A 25,098-nucleotide genomic window follows, 5' to 3' on the forward strand; every position below is an offset into this window, starting at 1 on the left:
CTTATTTACCAAACCAAATTCAAGACTCGTAAACAGGCGTATGATGCAATTTACGAGTATATTGAGTTGGAGTACAACCGTATGCGCATCCATTCGTCGATTAATTACCTAACCCCGCAACAACGCGAGAAACGGTACTATGAGCAGCTCCAGGTCGTTTGATGTGTGTCTACTTCCTTGACAGAGGTACATTTTGCTCGAAAACAACTAAATAAGACCTCTACGATTCGTTAGATTATTATTGCGGCCATTATTGCCGAAATAAGACCTGTAGGATTCGTTAGAATTTTCGGTATGCTGGATTTGATGGTTTTCGGGGCTTGGGTCGCGGAGCCTGAGTTCATGAGCTAGTGTGGGTTCGGCGAGGCGCGAGTATATCGGTTCGGCAAATTAGATGGTAGCGCGGTTTTTCGAGTTCTAAGTTCATGGGTTCGTGTAGTCCGTGGTTCATGAGTTCGTGGTTGTTGCGATGAGTGTGTTGCTTTCTGCGCGTTCTGTAACTGTTGGGTAGAAGTGGGGCGTGACCCCGCCAAAAATGTTGAGGAGCTGATACCATGAGAAGAATCGCGATCATTGGTGCAGGCAGTATTGTGTTCTGCAAGACGCTGATGCTGGACATAATGGCGACGAAGGTGCTTGAGGAGACCGAGTTTGTGCTGATGGCACCGTCTACGAGCAAGACGACGCAGGTGAAAGCTTTTGCAGATAAGGTGATTGCCCATAATGGGTTGAAGTCCAAGGTTACGATTACGACGGATCGCCGGGAAGCGCTGCGCGGTGCCGACTACGTCATTACTTCCTTCCAGGTCGGCGGCGTCGATCTGTTCGAGAAGGATTACAAAATCCCCCTCTCCTACGGCGTTGACCAGTGCATCGGCGATACGCTCGGACCGGGCGGCGTGTTCCGCGCGCTGCGCAGCATTCCGATCATTCTCGACGTTGCCCGTGACATGGAAGAGCTGTGTCCGAACGCGACGCTGCTGAACTACGTCAATCCGATGGCGATGATTTGCTGGGCGCTTGGCGAGACGAAGATTAAGTATGTCGGGCTCTGTCACGGCGTGCAGACTACGCTGGATCTGATCTCCGGTTATGTCGGTGTGCCCAAGCAAGAAATCGACTACGTATCGGCGGGTATCAATCATATGGGCTGGTTTACGAAGCTCTCGCACAAAGGCGAAGATCTGTATCCTCGCCTGCGCGAGAAGTTCGAGGAGCCGGAATTTTACGTCAATGAGAAGGTACGCGGCGAGGTATTCCGTCACTTCGGCTATTTCATGACCGAATCGACCGGCCATCTCTCCGAGTACGTGCCATGGTTCCGCTCCAGCCAAGAAGCGCTGGACCTCTACTGCGACGAGCCGTCCTTCGGCGGCGAAAGCGGCGCGTACTACACATGGTGTACGTACGTGGCAGACAAATACCGCGAGAAGGATGTCCTTGCCGATGAGCCGGTTGACCTCCCGCCGCGCAGCGTGGAATACTGCGCTTATATCATCGAAGCGCTGGAAACCGGCAACACCTTCAAGTTCAGCGGCAATCTACGCAATAACGGCATGATCTCCAACCTACCGGAAGATTGCTGCGCCGAAGGCCTTGTCTTCGCAGACCGCAACGGCCTGCATCGCACGGTCAATGGCGATCTGCCGCCGCAATGTGCCGCGCTGAACATGACCAACATCAACGTACAGCGCTTGACCGTGCTTGCCGCGAAGACCGGCGACCCGGAAACAGTCGTGCAAGCCGTGGCGCTCGACCCGCTCACATCCTCCGTCCTCACGCTGAAGCAAATTCGCGAGATGGTAACAGAGATGATGATTGAGCAGCAGCAATACCTGCCGCAGTTCGAGGGCCGACTGCCGCGTCCTACGCCAACCATCAACATCCCGGCCAATGTACAGCGCGCAGATGTGCCGATTGACCCTGCACTCGCGGTTTACTCCCGCTTCGGGGAGCTGGCGAAGTAAGCTATATCATGCTTTAATTAAAAAAGCCTACTCCGAACACGGTTTCATTGAGACCGTGCTGCCGAGTAGGCTTTTTTCAGTTAATTGGGCAACAAACAATAGTTAACCACTCAGCTATCTCGGTCGTGCCCATGTGTCTATCCGACTGACTATTGGCAATCCGCAAACAAACGTCAATTATCTCATCAGAACTCGCTTCAATTGTATAGCCGTTTAAGTACATAAATACGGCACAGGACGCGAATGCTGTACGTTTATTAGCATCATTAAACGCGTGGGCTGTAGCTAATCCTTGAAACAAAACAGCGGCTTTCAGATATAAAGTAGGGTATTGTTCCTCACCGAACACCGATAAAAATGGCTTGTCCGCAAGTAATTCAATAAATCCCCGATCCTTAATACCCTCAATGCCGCCATAGTCTGATAAAGTTTGGTCGTGAATATCTATTATGGCTTCTGCCGTCAGCTTTACGAACACTATTGTTTCGCCAACCTTTCCAGCGCTTCACGGTGCTTGTCCATCACGGTACGAGCAGCACGCTGTAATTCTTCTTTGCTAGGAACAATTATCTTCGTCTCATGGGCTTTGTTAATATCTTCACGCTTAATCACATTTTCTTCCTCCTCGTTCAAATAGGTCACCTCCTCGGAGCAAGTTCTGGCTACAGCGTAGACGCTGTAAGCTTGAAATATACTTCAAGACGGTTAATTTTAGAACTATTCTAGCATAATATTTCCAATTTTAATAGTTGAGTACTTGTTTCAGCTTTATGCAATATGCCTCGAGCTGGGGACTTACCTGCCCCAACTCCGTTCAAACAGCAGCAAGCCTATCCGCTAACGGATAGGCTTTTTTTATTAATACTCTTTCTCTCTGAATTGATTGACAAGACGCTCCTGCATCTTTGCTTCTACTGCACTCAGCTCGCGATCCAACTGCTTGAGCTGCACATCCGTCAATTGAATCGCCCCAGGCGCAAGCTGTGCATGATGCTGCAGCGTCTGGATTCGATAGGCGGTCGGCGGATGCGTGCGATCCAGCGTAGAGCCTTCCATCATCTCGACGCGCCGGATGCGTTCAAATTCACGCGACGGAATAGAGGCCACAGCAGCCTTAAGTTCGTCAAAATAATTCCCCTTTGCTCCCCTTAGAACAAATCGTTGACGTGACAGAACAAAGGTTATATTACAGAACATTTTTCGCGATAAACCTAATGCGCCCTCTGTACCTCCGACTTTCGCCCCGAGATAATCTGCCATATATTCAGCCTTCTGGCTCTCGTAATAAAAGGAATGAATAAACAGAGTGATAAGCAAGTCCGGAATAAAGGCGACAATCATTAGCAACATCCCAACAATTTTGGCTGCGATCCCTATTAAGCTTTCTTGCTCTACCTCATCCTCATCGTCACCTGCTGAAGCCAGCACCCCAAACCAATTCTCCAGCGTAATAATCGCAGTAAGCGTATATAAATTCCTAATGGAATCGCCATTAATTCCATGCCCCACTTCATGCCCGACGAGTGCTGCTTTCTCTGCCGGACTTAAGATGCTGAATAAGGGAAGTCCCAGTGTCAAATAGCGTTTCTGCCTTAACCCCACTTGCCGGTAAGACGCATTAAATTCTTCATTAATAAGAATGCCCTCAAAATGTGGCATATGGAGATAATCGGCAATCTGATTCGCGAATGCGTATAAGGTGGGAAATTGCTCTCTTGGCACAACGTCCCGTTTCTCATCCTTGCTTAGCTTGGGGATCCGCGGACGCTGCGTCCATATCAAGATCAGCATGGGAGCAGCAAGAATCGCCAGCACCGGGTACTCGCGATAGATGGACAACGCGAATAAACACAACAGCACCATGGCCAGGGAAATCGCATGAATGACCGTCGCCATAACAAGTGTAAACAGCCTGGTTTTCGTCGGTTTTGGCAATAAATGTTCGAGCACTTCCATATCACCGAGCAGCTGCTTCCCTACTCGTTGTCCAAGCCGCTCATAGAAGGAGGCAAAGACAGATGGTGAGTGTTCTTGACGATGAGGCTTCAAATTCCAGCCGCATTCACACCAAGACATGAAATTCGGATTAGCCTCAAAATGTGATTGGCATTCCGGACATTGCTCGATTTGAACCGCCGTCCTATTTTCTTGAACCAAGGCTATGTTTGCTGACATGTGCAGCCATCCCTTCACGGCACGATAATCTTAATCCCACTAAATGCAAGGTATAGTTTAGCATAGAATAGAAAATATAGAAGCGGTTACATCGATTTCTGATTCTCCGAGGAGAGCTGCAAGGAAATCAACAAAAAGACGCAAGGGAACTCTCCCTTGCGCCTTCTTGCAGCATACCCCCGCAGTAGTACGCCTTCTCTATGCTTTCAATTCACGCATGATCTCCTGTAGGAAATCCCAAGTACGTTCCACGGACGAGATCGACACATGTTCCTCCGGCGTATGGAAGTTGTACATGTTCGGTCCATAGGAGACCGCATCGAGATACGGCATTTTCTCGATAAAGATGCCGCATTCGAGGCCGGCGTGGATCGCCTTCACTTCCAGCGGCTTGCTGTATTTGCGTTCGTAGACCGCTTGGAACACCTCGCGCACCTTCGAATCCGAGCGATACGGCCAACCCGGGAAATAGTGATCGTGCCGGTACATTACGCCGACTGCCTCGCCGAGCGTTTCCATCTGCAGCAGCACCGCATCCAGCTGCGAACGATGCGAGCTGCGAACGAGGCTCTCGAAGACGACCTCATTCTCGCCCGTCGACAACGTTCCGATGTTCGTCGACGTTCGTACGAGGTTCTCAATCGCCTTGTTCATGCTCAGCACACCGCTTGGGATCAGCGCGAGCAGACGGATAACCGTCAGCTTCGTCTCTTCCGAGAACCAACGGGCAGCAGCCCCGTCACCGCCACGGCTAACAGAAACCTTCACGCCCGGGTCCGATACTTCATATTCGTCCTGCAGAATGCGATTCCACTCTGCAATTCGCGCTTCCGCAATATGCAGCCCGTCTTCGCTTAAGCCCACAACCGCTTCCGCCTCACGCGGAATGGCATTCACCTTCATCCCGCCGTTAATGCCGGCCAAATCGAATGCCGTATGCCGGCGCAAATCATCCAGCACCCGCCCGAGCAGCTTGTTGGCATTGCCGCGCTCGTGAATAATGTCGTCGCCGGAGTGACCGCCCTTCAGCCCTTGAACGGCAAGCGTGTACGGCTTGCTGCCGACGGTACTACCTCCATCCTGCCAAGCAATCGGCACGGTATGGAATGCTGAAGCACCGCCGGCGCTGCTAACGAACAGCACGCCTTCGCGGTCAGAGTCGAAATTGATGAGCATCTTCCCGCTCAGCTTCGAAGCGTCGATATGCTCCGCGCCGGCCATGCTCGTTTCTTCCTCCGTCGTCAGCAGAATTTCCAGCGCGGGATGCGCCAGATCCTCTGCATCGATTAACGCCATCGCGAACGATACCCCGATGCCGTTATCCGCCCCGAGCGTCGTATCCTGCGCATAGATCATATCGCCGTCCAGCTTGAAGCGAATCGGATCCTTGGTGAAATCATGCTCGGTCGATTTATTTTTCTCGCAAACCATGTCCAAGTGGCCTTGGAAAATAACCGCCGGCGCCTGCTCATACCCCGGCGCAGCCGGCTTCTTAATGATCAGGCTGTGACGTTCATCCTGAAACACGGTGCAGTTGCGCGCTTCCGCAAACTGCTTCACGAAATCGCTGACCGCCTTCTCGTTTCCCGATCCTCTTGGAATCGTAGACAGCTCCTCGAAGAAACGAAGTACCTTGCAATCTCCGGTATAGACTCTATTTAGTTCTGGCATCGTAATCCTCCTGTATGTAGACACAGATTAGGCCCGACTTGCCCTAGGCAGGCAAAGTCAGGCCATTTCCATTCGATATCGATAGTGTAACGCATGCATGGCGAGGAATCCAGTTGCCGATGCGTATAGACGGATTTATTTTAGACGCCGCCATTCTTCTCGAAGAAGCTCTCGTAAACTTTCGTCATTTCGGCTTGTTTGCTGGAGATGATGAACAGCACGTAGTTGCCTTTGGTCAGCAGCTTATAGTTCTTGGCATGCTCATATTGATCGGCCTTCTTGGATTCGAACTCCTTCTGCACTTCCTCCGCCCGCTTCTTAATTCCCGCTTCCACAGTAGGAATATCTTTGGCATCCTTCACTTTGAAGATCGCGACTTCATTCGAGGACAGGTTCGCCATCGGCATGCGCACATTGAAATCCTCCAGCAGTGCCGCATCTATCTGATAAAACCGTTTTAATGTCAGCTTGTCGAGCTCCATAAACATCGGCTGCCCCGCTTGTTTCGTCATTTCGGTAATCATCTCTTTAGCAGACAGCTTCGATTCCACGACCTGATTCTGATCTTGGTTCTGGTTCTGGCCGGCATTCTGACCCGCGTTCTGGCCCGCATTCTGGTCCTTGCTGTTTCCACAAGCGCCCAGCACAATTGCGATAACAACAGTCAACATGAGTATCATGATTTTTTTCATTGGGTATAGTCTCCTTGGTGTGAGATTGGACGAGCTATCGTATGAGGTATGTGTCTATTGACGACTTCCGTGGATAAAAGGTTACATCCTTACGGTTCCCAATTTCTGTACAAAAAAAGACGTTCCCTCAACAAAAGTTGAAAGAACGCCCTTTTCCACTAACAAAAACTGCTGTTTCAGTGCCCGCTAGCTCGTAAACAAGCGGCCCGTAGGAATGATTTGCTTCGCTTGCGATGCACTCGACCAAGAGAGCTGCGCGTGCGCATTGCCGCCGTTCTCGATATACTCCATCTTGATGTCGTATTTCACACCAGCCGTAAGAGTAACCGTAGCACTGAGTTCCCCGTTCATGGCGACCCAGTTATTAATGATTTGTACGCCGTTCACCCACAGACGCACACCATCATCTGTATGAGTGTAGAACGTGTAGGTTTCCGAGTATTGCGGTTGAACTTTTCCAGTCCATCTCACGGTGAACCATTCACCCGGCACATCGTCTGTCGGGCGTCCGCCTCCCCAATCGAAGTCGACGGTGGCATCGGTTCTGCTCATCGCCAGCGTACCGAACTCGCCGGAATAATATTGACCCAGCAAGCCGTTCGTTCCCGATGAAGGCGCGTTTGTCGTCACGTTCAGCGCGGAGCTGGCAGCGGATAAATTATTCGCCGCATCCTTCGCTTTGACCGTGAAGCTGTACGCCGTGCTGCCGGTCAAGCCAGTTACCGTGAACGTCGTTGCACCTGTTGTCGAACCTGCAAGAGCAGCTCCGTTATAGATGTTATAACCAGTGACGCCGACGTTGTCAGTCGAAGCTGTCCATGACAGATTGACGCTCGTATCCGTCTTGGATGGCGAAGTCAAACCGGTCGGCGCCGTTGGTGCCGTCGTGTCCGAAGACGCGTTCGTCGTGACATTCAGCCCGCTGCTCGCAGCCGATACGTTACCCGCTGCATCTTTGGCCTTAACGGTAAACGTATAGGCCGTACTTGCATTCAGGCCGCTCACTGTAAAGGTTGTCGCACCAGTCGTGGAGCCTGCCAGCGTGCTTCCGTTATACACATCGTAGCCTGTGACGCCGACATTGTCTGTCGATGCCGTCCACGACAAACTAACGCTTGTCGAGGTCTTGGATGGCGAACTCAGACCAGTCGGTGCCGACGGTGCCGTCGTATCCGAGGCCGCATTCGTCGTCACATTCAGCCCGCTGCTCGCTGCCGATAAGTTGTTAGCTGCATCTTTGGCCTTAACTGTGAATGTATAGACTGTATTTGCAGTGAGACCGCTCACGGTGAAGGTCGTTGCACCTGTAGTAGAACCAGCTAACGTGCTTCCGTTATAGATATTGTAACCTGTAACACCAACATTGTCGGTCGATGCCGTCCAAGACAAATTGACGCTTGTCGATGTTTTCGATGGCGAACTCAATCCTGTCGGTGCCGTTGGTGCTTGCGTGTCGCCACCTGTGCCGCCGGCAAGATTGACGTCGCAAGTCTTGTATTGCCCAGCTGCCGGATCGGTTCCGAAACCGTTATTGGAACACATTACGGTGTTCGTGAATGTCCCGTATACATAGCTGCCCGGTACCCCGTAGCGAACTTGCTTCGTGCCTGTGAAATTACAAGGATTGTTCTCGCCGGCACAATTCACCCAGTTTGCTGCAGGATCCGTTGTCACCGTGAGCGCGTTGCTGGCTGCCGAAATATTGTTCGATGCGTCCTTCGCTTTAACGGTAAACGTAAACGAAGTGTTCGATGCAAGGCCTGTAACCGTGAAGGAAGTCGCGCTCACCCCTGTAGTCGTGCCCGCCAAAGTCGAACCGTTATAGATGTTGTAGCCCGTTACGCCGACATTGTCCGAAGAAGCCGACCACGACAAGCTGACACTCGTATCGTTCTTCGTTGGCGAAGAAAGGCTCGATGGCGCCGTTGGTGCCTGCGTGTCACCTGCATCTGTCGTTACATTCAGCGTATTACTTGCTGTCGAAACGTTGCCTGAAGCATCCTTTGCCTTGACCGTAAAGCTGTACGCGGTGCTTGGCGTTAAACCCGTAACATTAAACGTCGTTGCACTTGCACCTGTTGTGGAACCGATCAACGTGCCGCCTCGGTACACGTCATAGCCGATAACCCCCACATTATCCGTGGAAGCCGTCCAAGAAAGATCTACCGTGACATTCGATTTCGTAGGCGCGGACAAGCTGCTCGGAGCGGTAGGCGCCGTCGTATCCGGCGGTCCGGTAAATACCGTAACCGTCTGTTCTTTCACGCTTGCTCTTCCTCCGTTATCCCATACGCCAAGAATAACTTTGTAGGTGCCGGCGTTCTGATACGTATACGTCGGGCTTGCCGTCGTAACCGGGATCCCTTCGCCCAAATCCCACAGATTCTCAACGATCGTTCCGTTGTCCGTGGACGTATTCGTAAACGTAATCGGCTGTCCCAGCTGTACGGTCAGCGGAGCCGTGAAGTTCGCGACCGGCTTCGCATCGCTGAATCCTCTGCTCGTAAGCTGCGTATTCGTCCCGTTGCCGCTTACCGTATTATTGCTCCACTCCAGATCCGCCGCGGAGGAAGGATATTGGTCAATGGACGGACCGCCATTGCCGGTAATCGTATTGTTAATGAAGCTAATCCGATCTGTTCCGCTGGCCGTCGTAATCTCAATGGCTTTGCGGCCGTTATTGAGAATTTGGTTGCTGTCGAATACGATATTCTTCGTATCGCCATGAATCCGAACCGCGTTGCCGTCATAGCCCGGATAGGCCGCGGCAGGATTGCCGGTTGGGCCGGTTTTCCACGTGTTTTTGTAGAAGTACTGATATTGCTCCGTAAATCCGGTGCCTGCGCCTTGGAGCTGCATGCCCCACATGACGATGTTCTGAACCGTGTTGTAGTTCCACAGCTGATAGCCTGTTCCAGGCGACTGCTGCATCCCTACTTGCTGACCGCCATCCACGAGGTTGCCGGATGTCACGCCATGATCAACCATGACCTCAAGGCCCATGTTGCCCACCGAGCCGTCGTTCGCTTTTACAATATTATTCCGAACCGCAATATATTTGGAACGTACAGCGCTAATCCAATGGTCGACATTGTTATTCTCGATGAGGGAATAGTCCACGTTGGTATGCAGCTCGATGCCGAGTCCTTCCATCTTCTTGCCCGTTCCTGTAATCGTATTGCCGCGCACCGTCGCATAAGGGCTGTCATCATTGACGAAAATCCCTCCGCGACCGGTATTGGAGATCGTATTATTCTCAATCAGCGCATGGCTCGAACCCCAGCCCACACGAACGCCTCCGCCCCAATCCGAGTTTACGCCCGTATTGGTTACGATATTATTGGAGATCACCAGATTAGTCGATCCGATCGCATAAAGCGCGAAAGGCCCGAAGCCCGCCGAAGCGGCCAAATCCTTGACTCGCAGGTTGCGCATTTTGTTGCTGTCGCCTGATTCGGAGGTAACGGCAGATAACAACACCGTGCTGCTGTTGCCGTCCAGCGTCATATCGGCCACTTCCGCGTTCGTCACGTTATGAAGGTAGAAGAACATGGTGGAAGCTGAGCCTGATGTCATCTTCACCGTCGTTAAATCACGTCCGGCACCTGCAATCTTGACCCCGGATTTACCGTTAACATTCGCAGACAAATAATAAGTACCGGCCGGAAGCAGCACCGTATCGCCGCTTGCTGCAGCATTGACAGCATTCTGAATCGCCGCCAAGTCATCGGCCGTGTCGCTTCCGTTTGCCCCGTAAGCGGTTACATTTAGTGTCGCCGCAAAAGCTGACGTAGCCGGAATAATCGGAAGCATAAGCGATAACGCAGAAAGAATCGTCAAGACCCGCACCTTCAACGTTCCATTCTTCTTGCCATTCTTACTTCTCATCCTCAACTGTCCCTCATTTCATGAATTTAATCTCGTTTGTCTGCTTAGCCAATCCTGCTTCATATACCATCTCTTCCGAAGTTCCAGCTCCACCTCCTCTCTAGCTCCATCCTGCCACGCCGCCGATGTCCCGTAAACTGTAACAATTGCGAAAATACATACTGAGCGATTGTATTATATAGGAATTCATGCACCTCACCTGCACGATCTGCTACAACCCTTCACGAATCGCTATTTAACGCTAACCTACACCTCGATTTATGCAGAATTATGCGTTAGAAAATAAAAAGACTTCCCTCACCTTTCGTGAAGGAAGTCTTCGCCTTTTGCCTACAAATTAGCTGCTTGATCTTCGGCTGTTTCTTTAAGATGCAGTTGATCCTCTTCGTTGTCACGAATTGTTTTCTGCAAGACGAGACACGACACGATGAGGAATGCACCGCCGATGGCGTAATAGCCTTTGACATAGAACGGCTCTTCCAAGGTGTAGAGACCGATATATTCAGCAAGAATCGCGAGCACGAAGCCGGCCCAGGAGAGGAAGGTAAAGGCCGATGTGTTTCTTCTGCGGTAACTCGGATTGAACTCTTTCAGGAAATTATCTTCGTCGTTGTCTCGCGCAACCTTCTGCAGCAGGAAGGAGGTAATGATGAGCAGAACGCCGGTTACCGCATAATACCCTTGAACCGACAGCGGCTGCTCCAGCGTGTAAATACCCACAAATTCGAAGCCGCATGCCAGCACGAACGATGCCCACGCCATAAATGTGTACGTCGGTGTGTTACGGCGGCGGTAAAAGTTTTTGCGATTCGTTGTCGTTGTTTCCATCATGGCTTAAAGCCCTCCTGTATAACCTGAACGGTTATTTGTTATGAATTCATCATACCGCGGACCATCCGGCTCCATAAGTACCATCTTGTTCTAGTACCTGGTATTAGCCAGGGCTGCTGCTTTAATGCTGCACACAATTCCCCCCTCACCAGTACACAATTGTGCCTTTACCATAAAAATTCACTTTGGTAACCTCTTACTGAAGGAGGTTGAAAGCGCTTAAATCCATGAGAATCAAAGCAGTCTTACACCACTATTCAAGGAGGCATATGTAATGCGGAAATGGCTTTCGATTGTACTGGCAATTGCCCTGATTTGGTCATTCACGGCGTATCGCGACGATACCACGGTAATGGCTGCGACAGATATTACGTTAAACCCGGTAGCGGATACGGACACGCAAAGCGATGTTGCTGCCGGCACGAATGCGACTTTGAACATCAGTCAATGGAATAACTTGTTCACCAAATTCAGCCTATCAGGCGTGCCAAGCTCCATCGCCAGCGCGAAAGTCAGAATCTATCATTCCACGCACGCCACGAATCATAACCTGATCGTTAACGGTGCCTCGACCGAAAGCTGGAGCGAAGGCTCCGCTAAACCGGCATTAGGCTCCCAAATCAATACGAAAGCCGTGTCCGCTGTCGGGTACGTCGAGCTTGATGTTACTGCAGCCGTGCAAAGCAAATTAAGCACTGCAAGCTCCTCCGTCACCTTCGGCTTCAGCACGAATATCGGCTCATGGGAAGTCTATCAATCGCGGGAAAGCAGCAACAAACCGGTACTCGTCATTACGCCGAATACGACGAGCTCCACTTCTACGCTAAATCCGGTCGCAGACACGGATACGCAGAGCGATGTCGCTGCCGGTACGAATGCGACTTTGAATGTCAGCCAGTGGAACAACCTCTATACCAAGTTCTCGCTTAGCGGCATCTCTTCTACCATTTCAAGCGCGAAGGTTCGTATTTACCATAACAGCCATGCTGCGAACCATACGCTGATCGTAAGCGGTGCCTCGACCGAAAGTTGGAGCGAAGGCGGTGCGAAGCCAACATTAGGCACGCAGATCGCTACCCAATCGGTTACGGCCAACGGGTACGTGGAACTCGACGTCACAGCGGCCGTGCAGAGCAAGCTGAGCGCAGCCAGCTCCTCGGTGACCTTCGGCTTCAGCTCCAACATTGGCGGCTGGGAAGTGTACCAGTCACGGGAGAGCAGCACGAAACCGGAGCTGATTATTACGACCGGTACCGGCGGCGGCGGAACCAACCCTCCGGGCGGCGGTATGGGAACGATGAAGATCGGAACGAACTTCTGGTTCATGGGCACCTGGAGCGGTGAAACGCCGTTCAAAACGACCGTAAACTGGGCTACTGCCTACGCAAACGGCGATGATGTGTGGAATCCGACCTTCATCAGCGAACTCGCACCTTACTCGACGCTTCGTTTCATGGATTGGGGCGGCACCAATAACTCCAAGGTTCAAACGTGGTCACAGCGCCGCTTGCCGAATGATTCCGTCAACAGCGACATCGGCTACATCGGGCCAACGGATCCGATCAGAGCCGGCCTTGCCTACGAATGGATGATCGATCTCTGTAACCGAACCAACAAGGATATGTGGGTCACCCTGCCGCATATGGCAGATAACAACTATGCCAACCAGCTTGCTACGTTGATCAAATCGAAGCTAAACTCGAACCTGAAGGTGTACGTCGAATACTCCAATGAGACGTGGAACGGCGGCTTTGCACAATTCCAATACACGCTTGATCAAGGCGTAGCACTTGGATTGCCCGGTTCCAATCAATGGTACCAAGGCGGTGCATTCAGCCTATACCGGTCGGTTCAGATCTGGAACCAATTCGCTACCGTGTACGGTTCCGAAATGGCTGCACGCGTCGTGCGCGTCGCTTCCTTCAGCGGCAACTATGACATCTTCGATCAAGGATATGCGAATGTCGTGAATAGTACGACTTGGAATCCAACGAATCAGAAAGCCGATATGATTGCCATCGCTCCGTATGTCGGCAGCGGCTTGGACGGCGCAAGTGCCAGCATTCAAAGCCAGTTCCACGCCGATATTGATGCCACCTTCACGGATCGCGTACTCACTGCAGTCGCCATCGCGCAGAAATATAACGTGAAGCTCGGCTGCTACGAAGGCGGACAGCATCTGCTGACCAATGCCGATCAATGGAGCGGCAACCAGAACATCTACACGGAATACACGTACATGCTGAATAAGTTCGCTCCGTATTTCGTGCTCTATAACCATTACGCACATGCCGGTTCTTGGTCTTCCGGCGGCGCGTGGGGAGCCAAAGCGTTCACAGGCCAATCGAACGCAAGCGCGCCTAAATACCGCGCCATCGTCGATTGGGTTGCCGCTCATCCGTGATTGCCATAATAAAAGGCGGCGCAAGGGAGAATCTCCCTTGCGCCGCCTTTTTCGCGCTGGCTTTCAACTGCAGGAGCCATCAGGATCACTTCGATGATTGCCGCTTACCCAAACTGTTAAAGCGGATTATTGGCACTTTGGCAGTTGCCGCGCAACTTCTACTGCCCCCCTAACCACCACGTTCAGATTCGTAACGGTTGTGACAGCGCTTATTTTGCATAAATGGACCACTTTTCTGCGCTAACGGTTGCAAGTGAGCCTATTTGGCCATTTTCTAGTCGAAATCCACTATTTTCATGTATATAGCCTCTGTCACAACCGTTAGCAGTTAAAAAGTCAATTTTTCAATGAAATAGGCTCACTGACAACCGTTACGAGCCCAACTGAGCTCTCACTTCACCTCTTGCCCCACATCCATCTTAGCCGGATAAAATATTGCGATTCCTCGTTCAACATTTTTGTGCTAAAGAGGGCACTAAAGCTGAAATGTTGCCTTAATGTCAAAATTTGGTCGGTTTTGCCCTGATGAAGGGATTAAATGTTGCAGAAGCTGCAACATTCTTGCCCGCTTAAGCAAAAACAGCTGTTCCGATTATGGCATAATGCCACTCTCGGAACAGCCTCGCTCGAAAACCGCGACACTTCGCTACTTATTTTCCCTTCTTATCGTCCTTCTTATCGTCCTTCTTCTCGTCTTTCTCCGCCTTCTTCTCTTCTTTCTCTTGCTTCTTCTCTTCCTTCTCTGCCTTCTTTTCTTCCTTCTTGTCATCCTTCGTCACTGGCAGCATGACAATCGGTTCCGCCAATTGCACCTTGTCCTGAAGGTTATTCCAAATCATCACCTTGACCGTAAACTTCTCTGCGCGTTTCGGCAGATCGAAGCCGCTGGTGAACGTCGTTGTCTCGCCGTCCTTCAACGTTCTTGAGACGGACGACATCGCCTTCATGACACCTTTCTTGTTATACAGCGCTACAACGAGGGTCACGGGCTGAGCCGCACCATGATTCGTCGCCGTCACTTCGGCGAGCAGCATGCCTTCAGCAGGCACGCTTGTTACAACTGTACCCGCCTCATTCTTGAATAAAGCCGCATCCAGCGTTAAGCCTTCCGGCTCAGGCGTTACTTCTCCCGGTTCCTCCATCGTTTCGACCAATTGAACGTTGTCGATCAGCAAATCGACGCCCGCTGCATTTTTCCAAATAAACACGTTCGAAGCCGCTACGCTTGCTCCCGTCTTAAACACGACCTCTTTCTTCGTCCACTCGGTTGAGTCGAACGACAGCACATGCTTGATTTGGTCCGAATCCGGTGACTGATCCGTCGGCTTGTATTGGAAGCCTGCCGCGGCGCCATCCGCTTCGGTTGCCCCGCTCACCTTGCCCCATATCGTCAGCTTATAGTTCGTGTTCGGTTTCACCGTTACGAACTGTCCGCCGCCCCCGGCTCCTCCGGCCGTGACTTTCAGCGCCTTCGAACCGCCAACTCCTGCACCTGCCACTGCTTCAAGACGTCCCCAGTTCATCCACGCGTCCAGATCTTTCTCGAAATCGCCATTCACAATAATTGGCGGCTGCTCTGCAAGAGACACGTTGTCGACCAGCAGGTCAACGCCTGCGGCGGATTTCCACACGAATACGTTAGCTCCGGCAACGCTTGGCCCCGTCGTGAACGTCACTTCTTTCTTCGTCCATGCCGTCGAATCAAACGATAGGATGAATTTGATTTGATCGGAATCCGGCGACTGCTCCGTCGGTTTATACTGGAAGCCGGCATCCGCACTATCCGCCTCAATCGCTCCGCTCACTTTACCCCAAACCGTCAGCGTATACGTCGTATTGGGCTTAACCGTCACATATTGACCGCCACCGCCCGCTCCACCTGCAGGCACTTTGAGCGCTTTGGAACCATCGATGCCTACGCCTGTTGCGAGCTCGGCACGCGACCAGTTCAGCCAGCTGGTTAAGCCGTCTTCAAAGTTGCCATTGACCATAACAGGTAGATTAAGCGTCACTGGGAGCGTCAACGAATTATGATTATCATCCCACACCTGTGAGCCTAACCAGCTGAGATTCGTCGGACGTGAACCGTCTAATTTATCGACTTCCCAACCGCCGCCTTTGGTCGTACCAGCCGTAAGATCGAATTGGTCTTCGCCTTCCCATGCCCATACCAGACGACCGACATTACGCTGAACGGCTTCGTTAAACATCGCGGCCGTTACGTTCGTCGTTTGGCTGTCGCCTCCGCCATATTCCCCAATAATCAGTGCCAGGCCTTTGCTTGCAGCTTCATCCAGATAGGTCGCGAGCCGCTGCTGGCCATTAAACCATTCGCCATACATGTGAAGCGAGAACACCAGATTATCGTACGTTGCTGCCAGCTGCTCGCCCGTAGACAATATCGCGCTGTCAGCTGTTCCGTTTCTGAATCCGCCCTCTTGGCCGTAGAAGTGACCATCCAGCACGATGATATTCTCCGCTCCGATCGCTCGAATCGCGGCAATAATCTCTTCATGCACTTCTTTCCAGCGAGCAATGGATTCGCTCGTCGAATACCCTTTACCAGCTTGGCCCGGCTCATTCATGATGTTGAACCAGACGTACGGGTTGTCTTTGTACTTGGTTGCCAGATCGACCCAATACGCTTTGAGCTCATCTACCGACATCGAATAACTGCCATCCGATTCCGTCACGCCGGTTTCACCCGGATACGAGCCTGTGAAATCGTGATTTTCGAGCATCGTTACGACATGTCTCGAGGTGAACGCATTCACGATGCCGTCCAAATCCATGTTATTGTTGATGTTCCAATGCTCCATCCGCGGGAACATGTTCACTCGAACCGTATTGAATTGCCATGTGTCTACGATCGTACTGACGTCTGGCAATGTCGGGCGTGCCCAAGGCCAGCGCGGTCCGTTTACGTTAACGCCTTTGGCTATAAAATCGTTTCCGCTCGGATCCTTAATTACACTCCCTTGTACTTCAAAATTGCCCTCTGCCATAGTTGGCGTTTCAACGACCGGCACTTCCGGCTGCTCCGGCGCAGTCAATGGTTCTACACCTGCCACGACCCGGAAATTATCGAAATCAATCGGACTGCTTCGCACACCGATTGCAATTTGACCCGCAGTATACGTGTGATCTTCGACCCGGTCATACAGCTTGGTGACCGTATTCGCTTGAAGCGAGCTCACTGAAATATGCCCGTCATCCTCTTGGACCACTTGCAACGTGGAGGTCTTGCCTCCTAATCCATAAACAATATCCGCCGCTAAGCTGGTTTCCACATTGTTCACGATTTTCTTCAAGGAAACGTTGGCCGCATTGTTCGCTACGCTTGCATTGCCCAGAAGCAATTCATAATAGTTGCTTGCATCTTGATACCCCCAGAGCAGCCGCGTGGCATTCCAATGCCCGCTCGACAAAGGCGCTTCGACGTCGACTTGGAACGAGTAGGTACCCGTAAAGCTTTGATCGGTAATCGCTGATTGCAGATAGGCACTCCATGACTCCGAATGCAGCTTGCCATTGGCGATTGAAAGCGTAGGATCCAGTGTCCAACCTTCGGCACTGCTAAAATCACTGGCAAATTGCTCATTGGAAGCGCTTGCGAGAACGGGCACGACTTGGCTAGCCAACGAGAAAACCATCATTACGGCTGCCATTATCGAGACCCACTTCTTAATGCTGACCATGCTCACCATTTCCCTTCATTTTTCGAATGACATGCTGGGACCGCAATTCTAATTATAAATTTGGCTTGGAAAGTCCCAATATGGAAAATAGTAGGTAGAACAGTGAAATCTGTCTTCTCCTCACCCGCAAATCGTACGCAAATCTACCATTACATCAAAAAAGGACCGCTACGCATAGGTAGACGGTCCTAATCAACGATAAGAGTTACGAGACGAATTCAATCTTCTTGCTGAGCTCCACGACCATCTTCGCTTCATTCGCGCCCCGAAGCGGTTCGCCTTGATAGGTCAGGTTACGGATTGTAACCTGTTCAATCATATGTCCCGCATCATAGCCGCGAATAATGGATACCGGCAGCAAGCCGCCTACAATCGCAACATCTTCGAAACGAATGTCACGGACATGACCGCGTTCAGTATCCTTCGAGTATTGCGAGAACTGCACTTTAATATCGATGAGCTTCTCGCGCGAATCCTCAACTCGGATATTCTTGTAAAGCACGTTATGCACATCCGCACGGTCACCGTTATGAATCGTGAAGGTTCCTCCCGACTCGTAGCCTTCGAATTCACAGCGAATGATGTCGCAGTCGCTAAATTCGACTTCGGAGATGGAAGCGCAGCGCGTCTCATAACCGATTTCGAGCGCATTGCCCCATTCTGCATTCCAGAAGACCGATCGAATAACACGTACATTTCTCACATCATGCAGGCCTGCCTTATGGAAATAATCGACCGCTTTAATGGCGATGCAATCGTCCTTAGAGCGGACAAACACATTATCCACCGTCACATCCTCGCAGCCAACGATATCGATTCCGTCACCGGTTCCTGCGTACGTAAGGATATTAATATTGGTGATCGCTACTTGCGTGCTGCCTGCCGGCACCACATGCCAGGTTGGACCATCGATAATCGAAATTCCCTCGATGGTTACTTGCTTGCAGCCAGCAAGAAGCATCATCAGATGCCGTTTGCTGCCCTCTTCGGCTTCTCTCCATAACGAACCGTCCAAGATTCCTCTACCTCGAATCGCAATGTTCGATGCGTTCTCCGCCTTGATCCGTCCATGAACGACGGCACCTTCTTCAATGTAGACCGTCTCTCCGTCCGCCAATACGATCTCTCCGGCTTGATGGACTTCTCCGCCTCTGAAATATCGCACTGTTGGATCCGCCGGATCCGGACGTGCCTCGCGTTCAAGCGGGTTGATCCAAATAAACAGCGGCTCCCGGATGTTATCATCGAACTCTACAGACAGTTTTAGTGGCGCCTCTGTCTCGAAACGAAGCACGCCGCCGTCTTGAACCGGCTGAATCGCATGGCGGAGCGGACGAACGACAACTTGCTCAGCCGCTTGGCTGTCTTCGATTTCAACCGTGACCTTGCCTTCAGCGGACAGCATTGCATATCCTGCACCTTGACTGTTGTATACGAATACCGACTGTCCGTTAATACGAACTTTATAACGCTCGGAAGCTGCAATTTGCGCTGACGGAGCCTGACACTGAATCGTGGATTGCTGCATAGTTACACTCTCCTAATGAGCTGATCATTCTTCTATTGTAGCGAACGTCCAACATGAAGCGTGTGCGAAACTCGTCTGCACCCCGTACGAAACTTATTCTTTGCGTACATGCTTGGGCAGTCTGCCGGTCTGTTGTTTATAAAATTTGCTAAAATATTTCTCGTCCTGAAAGCCCGTTTTCTCGGCAATTTGATAGACGGGCTCATTCGTCGTAGCCAGCAGCTCTGTAGCTTTCTCGACGCGCAGATCGTTCAGCACGTCTTGAAACGGCTTGCCGACATATTGCTTGAAGCAGCGGCTTAGATAGCTGCGGTTCAAGTTAATCCGCTTCGCCACCTCAGTCTGGTTCATGCTGCTTTGCAGGTCGATTGAAATCATCTGCATCGCCCGCAGGATGCCGATGCATACATCCTCGGATAGCTCATGATGGCGCAGCCGTAAGCGGACAAGCCCCAACCAGTCAATCCATTGCTCCCAAAACAGCAGCTCTTCAGAAGCAGCCGCCCAGTCCGTCGACTCCGAGATCGATTCGAAATGCCGCCACAGCAGGACTGTGTTCCGCAGATGCTCGATCCAAACGGAAACCGCCGGCTTGCGCTCTCGTACCTTGTCCATTAAATCGTGAAAAGCTCCATCATGATACACCCAATAGTAGGAGCGCCATTGCTGCTTCAGCACCTGCATAACGGCATCATCGGTGGCGACAGGCTTTGTCTCCAGCTCGTTCCAATCGATTTCATAGCCTGTCTTCTGCGACTGGAAATCGAAGAACAGCTTTTCATCCCGATACCGGGTCAGCAGCTGCACCATGACCTTCTCGGGCAAGTTCCGCACGCCGCGGATCATGATCGGAATCCATTGATTCCAGTCCATCGCGGCATACACCATTGCGATATTCGTATATTTCTGCAGCAGGTCTTCCCGCCTTACGTAAATTCCCTTCTTCTGTATCGTAATGACCCGGCTTTTGCAGCTGGGCATAACGAGCTCGAAAGGCAGCTCCCAATTCGCCTCATTCGTAACCGGCGTTAAGAACAACGCCCAAGGCTCATCCTCCTCCTGTTGCTGCTCTTGCAGCTCCAGCTTGCGTTTCTCCTCCAATCGAATGCGTTCGATGATACGCGCAATGGATTTGTTTAAGGTGTCGTCCTCCAGCTCTGTTTTGACCACATAGTCGATGGCACCAAGCCGCACAGCCTCTTGAATATGATGAAAATCCTGATGACAAGTTAAGACGGCAATCCAAGTACCCAGATAATGTTCGCGAACCTGCTTGATCAGCTCGAACCCGTTCATCACCGGCATCGTTAAATCCGTTAGCACCAAATCCACATGGCATTGTTTCATGAGCTCTAAAGCAATTTCGCCATTAGCCGCTTCGCCGATAATCTCGATCCCAAGCTCTTCCCAAGGAATGATCTGCATGAACCCTTTGCGCACAAAATATTCGTCGTCCACGATGATCGCCTTCATCATACGTTTCTCTCCTCCAAGTTAATGCGTGGCTGTGTCTGATTTAAGGCTGTTTTGCCACCGCTTCAGACTTCACTTTTGCGAGCGCCTGATGATCTGGATGCCAAGTTCCCCCTAAATATATATGGATCTAGTAAAGTGTTCAATAAAGAGAGGGGCGAACCCTGTTGGGTGAACGTAGGAATATTGTTACTTTCCATAACAAAACAAGCCGTCCCCCTATGGGACGACTTGTTCGTCTGTTTCCTATTGCTTGCTTCACGTTTGATGGCGTGAATCTTTTACTACCTCAATTGAAGCAGGACATCAAACGGATAACGACCGGAATTTCGTCCGTAGAGGGCAAGACCGCCTTGATCGGCCTCAAACGTCAGCTTGAAGCTGCGGCTGCGATCAAGCTTCGCTGTAATCCGGCTTGGCACGGTTACGCTGCATAGGTAACCGAAGGATCCCGCTTCGTCCAGCTTGTTATGCACCGCTTGATACTGCCAGGACAGAACGCCTCGGCTATCCGCAGGGTTATCCGGAAGCAGGAACGAACCGACACGCTCTCCGTCAATGAGTACGTGAATGCGTGATTCATGACGCTCTTCATCCGTCATGTAGTACGTATTGCTATTGCGCTCCACGTCTGCGTTAGCTCCGTGCATGAAGCTAATCGTATGCGCGCGATCCGTAGCCCCTTCCACATTGCGGGCAAGCAGTCGTTTCGCGCTTGCTTCGAAGCGGATATCCATATGATGGATCGCGTTCTGCTCGGCTTGGCTTGGCAGATTAATGTCATAAACGAATTGGCCTTCTCCGCCGCCGTTTGTTTTGAAGCCTTGGATCGCGTTCCACTGATAGTTAAAGCTTTGCTCCGCGAATGACGTAACCGGTACATTGACGAAACGGCCCTCTGCATCGTAAACGCCATCTTCGCTTCCGCTGCGCACATCGAACGTAATGAAGTTGCGCGTTACAACTTTACCGGAGGCATCTTTCAGGGATACCGCCAGCACGGCAACTGCATCCTGCTTCGGCATCGAAACGGTAAGCGGCGCGTCAATTGCTGTTACGCCGAAGCCATCCCAGTTAAGCTCGACTGTACCTTGATCAGCAACTGTGCGGATACCGAGATTGTCATACCACAGCTCATAGCTCAGCTGCAGCTGTTGTCCGTGATATTGATCGGAATAACTGGAACGCAGCAGCGGAACCGCTACCTGTGCGCTTGCTTGAACCGTCTGGCATGGCGGTGCGTCGATAACGATAAAGTCTGCCGAGTGCAGATCGGCAAGCGACATGCCCGGTACAAACTCCTCGTAGCCGAAATATTTGTCCGTTCCGTCTAGACGGTAGTAGCCGTTAAACTCATTCGTCACATCGCGGAATTCCGTGAACACGAATCCGCACATCTTGTCGTGGCGGCGGAACTCGTTGAGCATATACCGATAATGCCAAGCAAGGTCGCTGTCGCCTGCGCCGCTTGTGAAGCCCCAAACATTCCCGCACTCGCTGTTGATAAGTGGAGCATCACCCTGCACGTTGCCGCCGATATAGTTGAAATCTGAGCCCGGATAAGTCTTCTCCACGATCTCGGTTACATGATCACGTACATGCTCGTAGCCGTTGATATAGAAATGCCAAGAATTCAAATCCGACTCGACATGGTCGTAGTTGCATGGAGAATTATCCTCGATGATCCGGGACGGATCGATTTGCTTCGCCCAGTGGTAGATGCCGCGTACCCAGTCCTGCGTTTCCGGCAAATACGAGCTCGGCTGACCCGGCTCCCCCGTTAACCCGCCCCCTTGCGGGTTGGTCTTGAGTCCCCAAGTTTCGTTGAACATGACCCAGCAGAAAATCGATGGATGGTTGTAGTCACGGTCAATGATTTCTCTGGCTTCGCTCTCGTAAGCAGTACGCGCCGTTTCATCTGGGTTGCCCCAGAAGCATGGCATATCTTCCATCACGAGCATACCCAGCTTATCCGCCCAGTACAGCTTGCGCGGCTCTTCCGGCTTGATATGGATACGGACCATATTGAGGCCAAGGCGTTTCAGCAAGTAAATTTCATCGTGCATCTCTTCGTCGCTTGGATAGGTAAAATAACCGGTTTTATGGAAGGACTGGTCCAATGTTCCGTTCAGGTAAACCGGCTTGCCGTTCAGCGTAATCCAGCGGTAGGAGCGGTCACCGAACAAGGCCGTCCCGATTTCACGAATACCGAAATACGTGGAAACGGTATCGGCGCTTGTGCCGCTAGTGAGAGTTAGCTCACCTTCGTAGAGATACGGTGACTCCGGGCTCCACAGCTGCGGGTTGCTTACAGTGAAAGAAGTAGTGATTGCGTTACTGCCTGCCTCTAGCTGAACAATTGCCGTATGCTGCACCGACTGATCAGCGAAGCTGAACTGCAGCGTTGCTTCTCCGGCTTCCTGCGCAGTAATCGCAGCATTCACTTCAATCGTGCCGTCTATCTTGGTAATGAACTTAGCCGATTGGATATAAGCTTGCGGTCTTGCTTCCAGCCATACCGGCTGCCAGATTCCGCGAATTTCGCCATACCCTTGCTTGCCGCGTGCTTGCGAGCTGTGGTCGAAGTCTTCTGCGCGCACGATGATTGTGTTCTCTGCATCGTTTCTCCACAGCGTGCTGACTTCGAACTCGAAGCTGCCATAACCGCCGGCATGAGAGCCGACATGAACGCCGTTCACCCATACATCAGAGCGATAATCGACGGCGCCGAAACGCACGAACACGAGCGATTGGCTCTCTGCCGGCGCCCATGTTACGGTCTTCTTATACCAGCCTGTGCCGGTATCATTACGACCGATACCCGACAATGGACTGGACCATGAGAAAGGTACCGTAATTTCGGAATCAAATTGATCTGTAGGCTGCAGGGATGCGTAATCGCTTACATTCACTTCAGTATCTAGGCGGAAATCCCACACCCCGTTCAGATTCAGCCAATCTTGGCGCTGCCAATCCGGACGCGGGTACTCGGGACGCGGCATTTCTGTTTGTGCAGATTTCAAAGCTTGAGCAGCCATTAGGGAAGCACAACCTTTCAGATGATGGATTTGGATTTGAGTTGGAATAGGAATTGCCATCATTTTAGCATTGGTATATGATTTAATCAATATGTATTATGTTTTTACAATACACCAATTATAGAGTACACTGGTGATACGGAAAGAACTGAACGATGAAGGGTTGAAACTGCTCATGAGTGAACTCAAACAAGATACCATTCGATATCCCTCCACCCGCCTGATCGATGTGGCCAAAGCGTTGTCCGGTGACGTTCGCGTCCGCATCCTGGAAGCGCTGGGCGAGAAATCGATGAGCGTCAGCCAGCTCGCCGAAGCGCTTGGCGTTGCGCAGCCGACCATTTCCGTAAACGTGCAGATCCTGGAGAACGTCGAGCTCATTACTTCCACGCTCGGTGCGAGCAGGGAGAAAATCTGCTCCGTCACCTGCCGCTCCATTCAATTGGACTTGCCCGTCAAGCTCGGCGAAGGATTGCTTCGCACGGAGGAACTGCGTATGCCGATTGGCATGTACGCTCATTGTTCCGTGCAGCCGACATGCGGCATCGTTACACGTGACTGTGTGCAGCTCGGTTCCGTCGACGATCCGCGTGCCTTCTACTTGCCTGAACGCGTGGAAGCGTCCTTGATCTGGTTTGCGGGGGCCGGTTATGTGGAATATTATTTTGCCAATCCCATGCCGCCCGGCGTTGCGATCGATGAGCTGTGGTTCAGCGCAGAGCTGTGCTCCGAAGCAGCGGGCTTCCAATCGGATTGGCCCTCCGATATTTCGCTGCGTATTAACGATCAGCTTGTCGGCACCTGGACAAGCCCCGGCGATCTCGGCGACCGCAAAGGCAAGCTGACCCCGGACAAATGGAAGAGCGGCACCGAATACGGCAAGCTGACCGAGTGGCGCGTTACCGCATCCGGCAGCCAAGTGAACGGCGAAGCCTCGGCGCAAGGCACGACGCTTGCGTCACTCGGCCTGCAGTACAATAAGCCGATCCGTGTCAGGCTGGAAGTATCCGAGGACGCCGTCAACTGCCGCGGCCTTAACCTCTTCGGCGCCGACTTCGGCGACCACCGGCAGGATCTGCTGCTGTCGTTTATCCGCTACGCGGAGTAGACGACGCCAAGAAGGACTGACTCAAAGTTGCGCGGCCGCGACTTTTGGGACAGTCCTTCTTCGTGCGGGCTCGCAGTAGTCGCTCCGGGTGGGCTGGTCCCGAGCCGGCTGCATGCTTGCTCCGGACTGGCTATTCCGGGCCGGCTGCATGCTTGCTCCGGCGGGCTGTTCCGAGCCTGACTGCGGGCGGTCTGTGCATGTTGTTCTCTGCTAGCTGCAGGCGCTCCAGCAAGCTGTTCCCGATCTGGCTACATGCTAGCTCCGGCGGGCTGTTTCTAGGCTGGATTTAGCTGGCTGCGGGCTGAAATGTTGCACAATATGCAACATTTCAGCCGATCCAAGCACGAAACTCTGCAATTGTTGCATGAAATGCAACATATCTCTGCCGATGAGCTCCCAGAGGCACTTTCTCGTTGGGAATGTTGCATATTGTGCAACATCTTCAACAATTGGACTAGTTTGGCTCGATAATGTTGCACAATGTGCAAGACTGTTGATTAACCAAAAAAAGGTAGCAAAAAGACCGCTCATTCGGTAATGTGTTTGTACCCCTACAAACATCCGAAATGAGGCGGCCCTATGAAAAAGTCTACTATGTTTACCACCATCCTGCAAACGATTTTAC

The 25,098-nt window shown here is 51.8% G+C and carries 15 protein-coding genes and 1 pseudogene; 4 read left to right on the plus strand and 12 right to left on the minus strand.

All coding sequences use genetic code 11. The annotated features are described in order from the left end of the window. Positions 1-3 precede the first annotated feature (3 nt). Both BLW29_RS32215 and melA read left to right on the plus strand, forming a co-directional pair. Positions 4-162, plus strand: a complete 159-nt coding sequence (locus BLW29_RS32215) for an IS3 family transposase (protein WP_371264834.1) — start codon at positions 4-6, stop codon at positions 160-162. A 392-nt stretch (positions 163-554) separates the two neighbouring features. Continuing rightward, positions 555-1,967 carry an alpha-galactosidase gene (melA, locus tag BLW29_RS30460; RefSeq protein WP_090986786.1) on the plus strand — a complete coding sequence of 471 codons (1,413 nt, stop codon included), beginning with the start codon at positions 555-557 and terminating at the stop codon, positions 1,965-1,967. A gap of 76 nt (positions 1,968-2,043) precedes the next feature. On the opposite strand, the gene BLW29_RS30465 is transcribed toward melA, so the two are convergent. The 8 genes and pseudogenes from BLW29_RS30465 to BLW29_RS31990 all read right to left on the minus strand — a co-directional run. After that, positions 2,044-2,445: a type II toxin-antitoxin system death-on-curing family toxin gene (locus BLW29_RS30465; RefSeq protein WP_090986788.1), complete on the minus strand. Its 402-nt coding sequence runs from the start codon at positions 2,443-2,445 to the stop codon at positions 2,044-2,046. Next, positions 2,445-2,600, minus strand: coding sequence for a hypothetical protein (locus BLW29_RS31595; RefSeq protein ID WP_177186870.1), 156 nt, complete (start codon positions 2,598-2,600; stop codon positions 2,445-2,447). The genes BLW29_RS30465 and BLW29_RS31595 overlap by 1 nt, the downstream gene beginning before the upstream one ends. A 225-nt stretch (positions 2,601-2,825) precedes the next feature. Further along, positions 2,826-4,142, minus strand: a complete 1,317-nt coding sequence (locus BLW29_RS30470) for a M48 family metallopeptidase (protein ID WP_090986790.1) — start codon at positions 4,140-4,142, stop codon at positions 2,826-2,828. 198 nt (positions 4,143-4,340) lie between these two features. Next, on the minus strand, positions 4,341-5,813 hold the full coding sequence (locus tag BLW29_RS30475; RefSeq protein WP_090986792.1) for an aminoacyl-histidine dipeptidase: 1,473 nt from the start codon (positions 5,811-5,813) through the stop codon (positions 4,341-4,343). 140 nt (positions 5,814-5,953) lie between these two features. After that, positions 5,954-6,505, minus strand: a complete 552-nt coding sequence (locus tag BLW29_RS30480) for a DUF4358 domain-containing protein (protein ID WP_090986794.1) — start codon at positions 6,503-6,505, stop codon at positions 5,954-5,956. Between the two features lie 186 nt (positions 6,506-6,691). After that, positions 6,692-10,393, minus strand: a complete 3,702-nt coding sequence (locus BLW29_RS31980; RefSeq protein WP_090986796.1) for a fibronectin type III domain-containing protein — start codon at positions 10,391-10,393, stop codon at positions 6,692-6,694. Positions 10,394-10,723: 330 nt separating this feature from the next. Next, on the minus strand, positions 10,724-10,987 hold the full coding sequence (locus tag BLW29_RS31985; protein ID WP_256209092.1) for a YiaA/YiaB family inner membrane protein: 264 nt from the start codon (positions 10,985-10,987) through the stop codon (positions 10,724-10,726). Positions 10,988-11,017: 30 nt separating this feature from the next. Continuing rightward, positions 11,018-11,224 (minus strand): annotated as a pseudogene (locus tag BLW29_RS31990) (YiaA/YiaB family inner membrane protein); the annotation flags it as partial. Between the two features lie 274 nt (positions 11,225-11,498). Here BLW29_RS31990 and BLW29_RS30495 point away from each other — a divergent pair. Further along, a complete protein-coding gene (locus tag BLW29_RS30495) occupies positions 11,499-13,628 on the plus strand; it encodes a CBM96 family carbohydrate-binding protein (protein WP_090986798.1) in 2,130 nt (709 codons plus the stop codon). Positions 13,629-14,278: 650 nt separating this feature from the next. On the opposite strand, the gene BLW29_RS30500 is transcribed toward BLW29_RS30495, so the two are convergent. The 4 genes from BLW29_RS30500 to BLW29_RS30515 form a co-directional block, all read right to left on the minus strand. After that, positions 14,279-17,296 carry a cellulase family glycosylhydrolase gene (locus BLW29_RS30500; RefSeq protein WP_218147151.1) on the minus strand — a complete coding sequence of 1,006 codons (3,018 nt, stop codon included), beginning with the start codon at positions 17,294-17,296 and terminating at the stop codon, positions 14,279-14,281. 235 nt (positions 17,297-17,531) lie between these two features. Further along, positions 17,532-18,854 carry a glycosyl hydrolase family 28 protein gene (locus BLW29_RS30505; protein WP_090986801.1) on the minus strand — a complete coding sequence of 441 codons (1,323 nt, stop codon included), beginning with the start codon at positions 18,852-18,854 and terminating at the stop codon, positions 17,532-17,534. Positions 18,855-18,947: 93 nt separating this feature from the next. Then, a complete protein-coding gene (locus tag BLW29_RS30510; RefSeq protein ID WP_090986803.1) occupies positions 18,948-20,330 on the minus strand; it encodes a response regulator transcription factor in 1,383 nt (460 codons plus the stop codon). A gap of 281 nt (positions 20,331-20,611) precedes the next feature. Further along, a complete protein-coding gene (locus BLW29_RS30515; protein ID WP_090986805.1) occupies positions 20,612-23,365 on the minus strand; it encodes a glycoside hydrolase family 2 protein in 2,754 nt (917 codons plus the stop codon). Positions 23,366-23,540: 175 nt separating this feature from the next. Between BLW29_RS30515 and BLW29_RS30520 the strand changes: the two genes are divergently transcribed. Further along, entirely contained in the window at positions 23,541-24,473 is a 933-nt protein-coding gene (locus tag BLW29_RS30520) for an ArsR/SmtB family transcription factor (protein ID WP_090986809.1), read from the plus strand. The last annotated feature ends 625 nt before the right edge of the window (positions 24,474-25,098 follow it).

It is taken from the genome of Paenibacillus sp. CF384 (assembly GCF_900106745.1).
Classification (GTDB): Bacteria; Bacillota; Bacilli; order Paenibacillales; family Paenibacillaceae; genus Paenibacillus_Z.

What these genes read in the sequence shown, in the direction of transcription:
- BLW29_RS30475 (WP_090986792.1), bottom strand. Translation starts at nt 5,813, where the DNA reads ATGCCAGAACTAAATAGAGTCTATACCGGAGATTGCAAGGTACTTCGT.
- BLW29_RS30495 (WP_090986798.1), top strand. Translation starts at nt 11,499, where the DNA reads ATGCGGAAATGGCTTTCGATTGTACTGGCAATTGCCCTGATTTGGTCA.
- BLW29_RS30470 (WP_090986790.1), bottom strand. Translation starts at nt 4,142, where the DNA reads ATGTCAGCAAACATAGCCTTGGTTCAAGAAAATAGGACGGCGGTTCAA.
- BLW29_RS30510 (WP_090986803.1), bottom strand. Translation starts at nt 20,330, where the DNA reads ATGATGAAGGCGATCATCGTGGACGACGAATATTTTGTGCGCAAAGGG.
- BLW29_RS30515 (WP_090986805.1), bottom strand. Translation starts at nt 23,365, where the DNA reads ATGGCTGCTCAAGCTTTGAAATCTGCACAAACAGAAATGCCGCGTCCC.
- BLW29_RS30520 (WP_090986809.1), top strand. Translation starts at nt 23,541, where the DNA reads ATGAGTGAACTCAAACAAGATACCATTCGATATCCCTCCACCCGCCTG.
- BLW29_RS30505 (WP_090986801.1), bottom strand. Translation starts at nt 18,854, where the DNA reads ATGCAGCAATCCACGATTCAGTGTCAGGCTCCGTCAGCGCAAATTGCA.
- BLW29_RS31980 (WP_090986796.1), bottom strand. Translation starts at nt 10,393, where the DNA reads ATGAGAAGTAAGAATGGCAAGAAGAATGGAACGTTGAAGGTGCGGGTC.
- BLW29_RS30500 (WP_218147151.1), bottom strand. Translation starts at nt 17,296, where the DNA reads ATGGCAGCCGTAATGATGGTTTTCTCGTTGGCTAGCCAAGTCGTGCCC.
- melA (WP_090986786.1), top strand. Translation starts at nt 555, where the DNA reads ATGAGAAGAATCGCGATCATTGGTGCAGGCAGTATTGTGTTCTGCAAG.
- BLW29_RS30480 (WP_090986794.1), bottom strand. Translation starts at nt 6,505, where the DNA reads ATGAAAAAAATCATGATACTCATGTTGACTGTTGTTATCGCAATTGTG.